The sequence below is a fragment of the Ramlibacter sp. genome (assembly GCF_028292805.1).
Taxonomy (GTDB): Bacteria; Pseudomonadota; Gammaproteobacteria; order Burkholderiales; family Burkholderiaceae_C; genus Ramlibacter.
Genome location: NZ_JAQGLS010000069.1, coordinates 1 through 5,065, shown reverse-complemented (window position 1 = coordinate 5,065; position 5,065 = coordinate 1). Strand labels below are relative to the sequence as shown.

General features: G+C 70.2%; 6 protein-coding genes and 1 pseudogene. All 7 read right to left on the bottom strand.

Annotated features, from left to right (window positions below; all coding sequences use genetic code 11):
* Nucleotides 1–537, bottom strand: a pseudogene (locus JWP65_RS03755) (PAS domain-containing sensor histidine kinase); the annotation flags it as partial.
* Nucleotides 534–1,142, bottom strand: coding sequence for a DUF4390 domain-containing protein (locus JWP65_RS03750; protein WP_299760483.1), 609 nt, complete (start codon nt 1,140–1,142; stop codon nt 534–536). The pseudogene JWP65_RS03755 and the gene JWP65_RS03750, both read right to left, overlap by 4 nt.
* The gene (rsmB, locus tag JWP65_RS03745; RefSeq protein ID WP_299760481.1) at nt 1,135–2,481 is read right to left on the bottom strand and encodes a 16S rRNA (cytosine(967)-C(5))-methyltransferase RsmB; all 1,347 of its coding nucleotides are present in this window, start codon (nt 2,479–2,481) and stop codon (nt 1,135–1,137) included. Before rsmB ends, JWP65_RS03750 begins: the two co-directional genes overlap by 8 nt.
* A gap of 75 nt (nt 2,482–2,556) precedes the next feature.
* Nucleotides 2,557–3,831 (bottom strand): FAD/NAD(P)-binding oxidoreductase, encoded by a 1,275-nt coding sequence (locus tag JWP65_RS03740; protein ID WP_299760484.1) that lies wholly within the window; start codon nt 3,829–3,831, stop codon nt 2,557–2,559.
* Nucleotides 3,832–3,841: 10 nt separating this feature from the next.
* A complete protein-coding gene (locus JWP65_RS03735; RefSeq protein ID WP_299760479.1) occupies nt 3,842–4,153 on the bottom strand; it encodes a c-type cytochrome in 312 nt (103 codons plus the stop codon).
* 71 nt (nt 4,154–4,224) lie between these two features.
* Nucleotides 4,225–4,785 (bottom strand): LemA family protein, encoded by a 561-nt coding sequence (locus JWP65_RS03730; protein ID WP_299760477.1) that lies wholly within the window; start codon nt 4,783–4,785, stop codon nt 4,225–4,227.
* A gap of 73 nt (nt 4,786–4,858) precedes the next feature.
* Nucleotides 4,859–5,065: hypothetical protein (locus JWP65_RS03725; RefSeq protein ID WP_299760475.1), on the bottom strand; the 207-nt coding region annotated here is incomplete at its 5' end.

Here is a 5,065-nt window from a genome sequence, read left to right as displayed (position 1 = left end):
CGTGAGGCCGGCCGACGCGTCCGGCGTCTCGCCCAGCTGCCCCGCGGCGGCGCGGGTCTTGTTGGCCAAGTCGTTTGCGAGCGTGTCCAGCGTGGCCCGCCCCAGGCTCAGGCCCGCATCCAGTGCGCCTTCGACCTTGACGTCGAACCAGCTCTCGATCGAGCGCGAGACGAACTGGTAGGACACGACATAGATCAACACGCCCGGCACGAAACCGACCAGCGCGAAGATCGCCGCCAGCTTCACCAGCAGGCGGCTGCCGAAGCGTCCGCGGCGCAGCCGCGAGAGCAGCCGGACCGCGATCCCTCCGATCACCAGCAGCAGCAGTCCGGCCACCACGACGTTGACGGCGAACAGCCGGCCGTAATTGCGCTCGTACAGCTCGCGGTTGTTGGGGGCCTGCGTCAGCAGGAACATCAGCACGATGCCGATGGCGACGATCACGGTGACCGCCACCACCAGGGTCCAGCGCAGCGCGCGCGAGCCTTGCAGCAGCGAGCGCTGCGGCCCCTCGGGCGAGCGCTGGGCGGGGCTCATCGCGCCGGCTCCGGCAGCAGCCGGAAGTTGCGCACGGCCTGGATGCTCCATTCCGACTGGCCCACCGCGCCGATCTGGAACGGCCGCGGCAGCTGCGACAGGTCGAGCCGGAAGCGGAACTGCACGTTGTAGGCCGAGTCGGGGTCCACCTCGCCGGGCTCGGCGATGCGCCAGCGCGAAACGCGCTGCACCGCCGCCAGCGCCTCGTCGCGCGAATCGAACATCTGCCCCAGCACCAGGCCCGAGCTGCCGACGATCGGCGCTGCCGACACCTGCAGCCGCCAGCGGCGCGTGAGCGGCTGGTAGGACAGGCGCATGTGGCGCGCGGCGCCGGCCACGCGCTTGTCGTACCAGTACCAGCGGTCCTGGAAGATGCTGGCCTCGGCCACGAAGAACATGGGGATGCCCTTGGCCAGCGCGTCGTCGACGACGGTGGGCAGCTCAAACCGCACGGCGGCGCTCAGCACCACGCCCTCGTCGGTGCGATCCACCTGCAGCTGCGACACGTCGGCGCTGGTCGCCTGCGCCAGGACCGGCGCGGCGTGCAGGCAGGCCTGCGCCAGGACGATCGCGGCCAGCCACGACCAGGCGCCCCGCTCAAGCATCCGGCGGGCCAGGTGGCGCGTGGCGTGCGCCCTTTTGCAGTACCGCGTAATAGAAGCCGTCGTGGTCACCGGGTTGATTGTCCGGGAGGGCCAGCCCTGCCGCTCCGGGCTGGGGGATTAAATGGCCCGGCCCGGGCAGCAAACGGGCCTCATTGTGGCGTGCAACAAACGCCGCGATCTGCGCCTCGCCTTCGGCCCGGAACACCGAGCAGGTGCAGTAGACCAGCCGGCCGCCCGGTTTGAGCAAGGGCCACAGCGCCTGCAGCAGCTTGCGCTGCAGCTGCGCCAGTTGCGCGATGTCGCTCTCGCGCCGCAGCCAGCGCACGTCCGGGTGCCGCCGCACGATGCCCGAGGCGGTGCAGGGCGCGTCCAGCAGGATGGCGTCGTAAGGCTGGCCGTCCCACCAGGCCGCCGGCGCGGCCGCGTCGCCGGCCCGCACCTGGGCCTGCAGGCCCAGGCGCTGCAGGTTCTGATCGATCCGCTCGCAGCGCACCGGGTCCACGTCCAGCGCCAGCACCTGGGCTTGAGCCAGCTCCAGGATGTGGGCGGTCTTGCCGCCGGGGGCGGCGCAGGCGTCCAGGATGCGCAGCGGCCCTGGGCCAGCCGGCAGGTCCCGCAGCAGCAACTGCGCGGCCAGCTGGGCGCCGGCGTCCTGCACCGACAGCAGGCCTTCGGCGAAGCCGGGAATGGCATGCACCGGCAGCGCCTGCTGCAACACCAGCCCGTGCTCGCCGACGCGCTCGCTGGCGACGCCGGCCTGCGCCAGCCGCGCCTGCATGTCCTCGAGCTGCACCCGCCGCGTGTTCACCCGCAGCGTCATCGGCGCTGGTCCGTTGCAGGCGGCCAGGATCGCCTCCCAGTGCGCCGGATGGTCCTGCCGCAGCTTGGCGATCCACCAGCGCGGGTGGTTCCAGCGCGCCACCGGATCCTTGTCGGTGGCGGCCACCAGCGCGTCGCGCTCGCGCAGGAAGCGGCGCAGGCAGGCATTGATGAAGCCTTGCTGCTGCCTGGTCTCGGGTTGGTTCTTGGCCGCTTCCACCGCCTGGTCGACCAGGGTGAAGGCCGGATACGGTGCGCCCTCCTCCTGCCAGGCCAGCGCCAGCGCGGTGCAAAGCAGGGCATCGGCTTCCGGCGGCGGCGCGCGGTTGGCGAGATGGGTGCGCAACGCCTCGGCGCGCCCGAGCTGGCGCAGCGCGTGGAAAGCCAGGGCCTGCGCCGCCGGGCGCAGTTCCGCCGGCACGCGCGCGACCGCGGGCGTGGCCGATTCGCCGCGCCGCACGGCTGCCAAAACGCAAGCGGCAGCCTGGAGCTGCCGCCAAAGGGGTAGGGCTAATGACAAATGACCTCGCTACGCTTCGATGACAAATGACCGGATGGCCATTTTGTCATTTGTCACTCGTCATCTGCCAAGCCTTCAGGCGAGCGTATCCGCCCAGATGTTCCTGGCCCAGTTCATCGCGTACGTGCCTTCCAGCTCGGTCGGGCCCGCGCTGACGCCGCCGGAGCCGGCCACGGCCTTGAAGGTGCGCTCGGCCGCCACGTATTCGTGGACGCTGGCCACGTGGATCACGTTGCGGTCGTCGGTGAAGCTGTAGCAGGTGTTGGTGAGCACCGGCGCCGGGTTCACCGCCCAGCCCGACAGCTGGGCGACGATGGCGGCGGCCGCCGACTTGCCGTGCGCGTTGGCCATGTGGCCGCTCTTGGGCATGCCAGGGGCGATCTGGATCGCGTCGCCCAGCACGTGCACGTCCTTGGCCACCGCCGACTCGAAGGTCAGGAAGTCGACGCCGCACCAGCGGTTGTTGGCCAGGTTGTTCAGGCCGGCCTGCACGGCGATGGTGCCCGCGCGCATGGAAGGAATGACGTTCAGCACGTCCGCCTTCACGTCGTCCTGAATCTCGAACTTGACGACGCCGGCGCGGACGTCCACTGCGGTTGTCTTGTGCTGGCCGCGGTATTCGACCATGCCCCGGTACTGCTCGGCCCACACGCGCTTGAACAGCGCGCCCTTGGACGTCACGTCGGGGTTGGCGTCCAGAATCAGCACCTTGCTGCGCGGCTTGGCGTTCTTGAAATACCAGGCCACCTGGCAGGCGCGCTCGTACGGCCCGGGCGGGCAGCGGTACGGCGCCTCCGGAATGGTGATGGCGTAGGTGCCGCCATCGGGCATGGCTTCGAGCTGGCGCCGCAGCGCCACCGTCTCGGGGCCGGCCTTCCAGGCGTGCAGCACCTGGCCGGCCGCATTGGCGGCGGCCAGGCCCTCGACGCTGCCCAGCAGCAGCTCGATGCCGGGCGAGACCACCAGCTTGTCGTAGCCTATGGTGCCGCCGCGGCCCAGCGTCACCGTCTTGCGTTGCGTGTCGACGGCCGTGGCCATGTCTTTGACGACGGTGATGCCGTGGTTGCGTGACAGCCCGCTGTAGGGCGTGGTCATGTCGGCGATCTGCTTGCTGCCGCCCAGCACCAGGTTCGACAGCGGGCAGGAGACGAAGGCGTCGTTCGGCTCGATCAGCACCACGTCGATCTTGTGGTCGGACAGCAGGCGCACGTAGCGCGCCGCGGTGGCGCCGCCATAGCCGCCGCCGATGACAACGACGCGGGCCCTGGACGGAATGGAAGTGGTGGCGCAACCGGCGGTGCCCAGCAGGGCGATGGCACCAGCGGAGTTCAAGAAGTGGCGGCGTTGCATCGTCATGCCCTTATTTCCGACCAGCGAAGTAGCTCGCCAGCTGTTCGATCTGGGCGTCGCTGTAGCCCTTGGCCAGCTGCGTCATGATGGTCGAAGGCCGGGTTCCGGCCTTGAACGCCTTCAGCTGCGCGACCAGGTAGTCGCGCTGCATGCCCGCCAGCGGCGCTAGCGGCGCGCCGGGCGCGGTGCGGCCGTCGGTGCCGTGGCAGCTGGCGCAGGTGGCGGCCAGGCTGCGGACATACAGGGCCGAAGGGTCTTGTGCCTGCGCGGATGCGGCGGCTCCCGCCAGCACGCAGGCGGCAATCTTCCACTGGGGTCTCATGGCTTGCTCCTCGTTGTGACGCGACTATAAGTGCCCCGACGGCATGGGCAAAGCATCTTCTCGTGATGTGCTCATGGCCGGGAGCGCAAACCCCGACCCGGCTCGAACCCGAACAGCCAGGCCAGCAGGATGGCCGGGAACTGCACGATCGCCGCGTTGTAGCACCCCACCGCCTCGTTGAAATGGTCGGTCGCCGCCTGCGTCATGCGCACCTGTTGGGCCCGCTCACCGCTGAAGCTTGCCGGCAGCCGCGCGCCGGCCAGGTCATGGGCATCGTCGCGTTCGGCCCTCTCCCAGGCCATGCCCAGGATCTCCTGGGCGGCGCCGAGCGCGGCGATGCGCTCGGGATCGAGCGGCTTGGCGCGCGCCGAAGCCAGCGACGCGGCCAGCTGCGCGGCCGCGCCCTGCAGGCCGGCCCAGAAAGCGCTGCCGCCTTCGAACTGGGTCTGGGGCTGGGCCTCGTCGGGCGGGATGCAGTCGTGCACCAGCTGCACCTGCCGCGCCAGCTCGGTGTCCAGCACCGCGAAGGCGCTGTTGGCGTCGGAGCGCAGCCGCACCAGCCGGTTGTAAGCGCCCACCGACCAGAAGACGGCGACTGCGGCGACGATCCAGAAGACGAGCGACGATTCCATCGTTGACGATCCAAAAAAAAAGCGCCACCGCCCCGAAGGGCGATGGCGCTCGCAGTGTAGGGGAAACCGCGCCTTAGTCGGCGGCGGTCGTCCCTTCGTTGCTCTCGGCCGCATGGGTGGCTTCGGCCAGGGTGGCCAGTTCGGCCGCTTCGGTCTCGGCGATGGCGCGGCGCTCGGCCTCGTCCATCTGGTCCTTGGCCTTGCGGGCGATGTGGTACGCCATGCCGGTGCCCGCAGGGATCAGGCGGCCGACGATGACGTTTTCCTTCAGGCCGCGCAG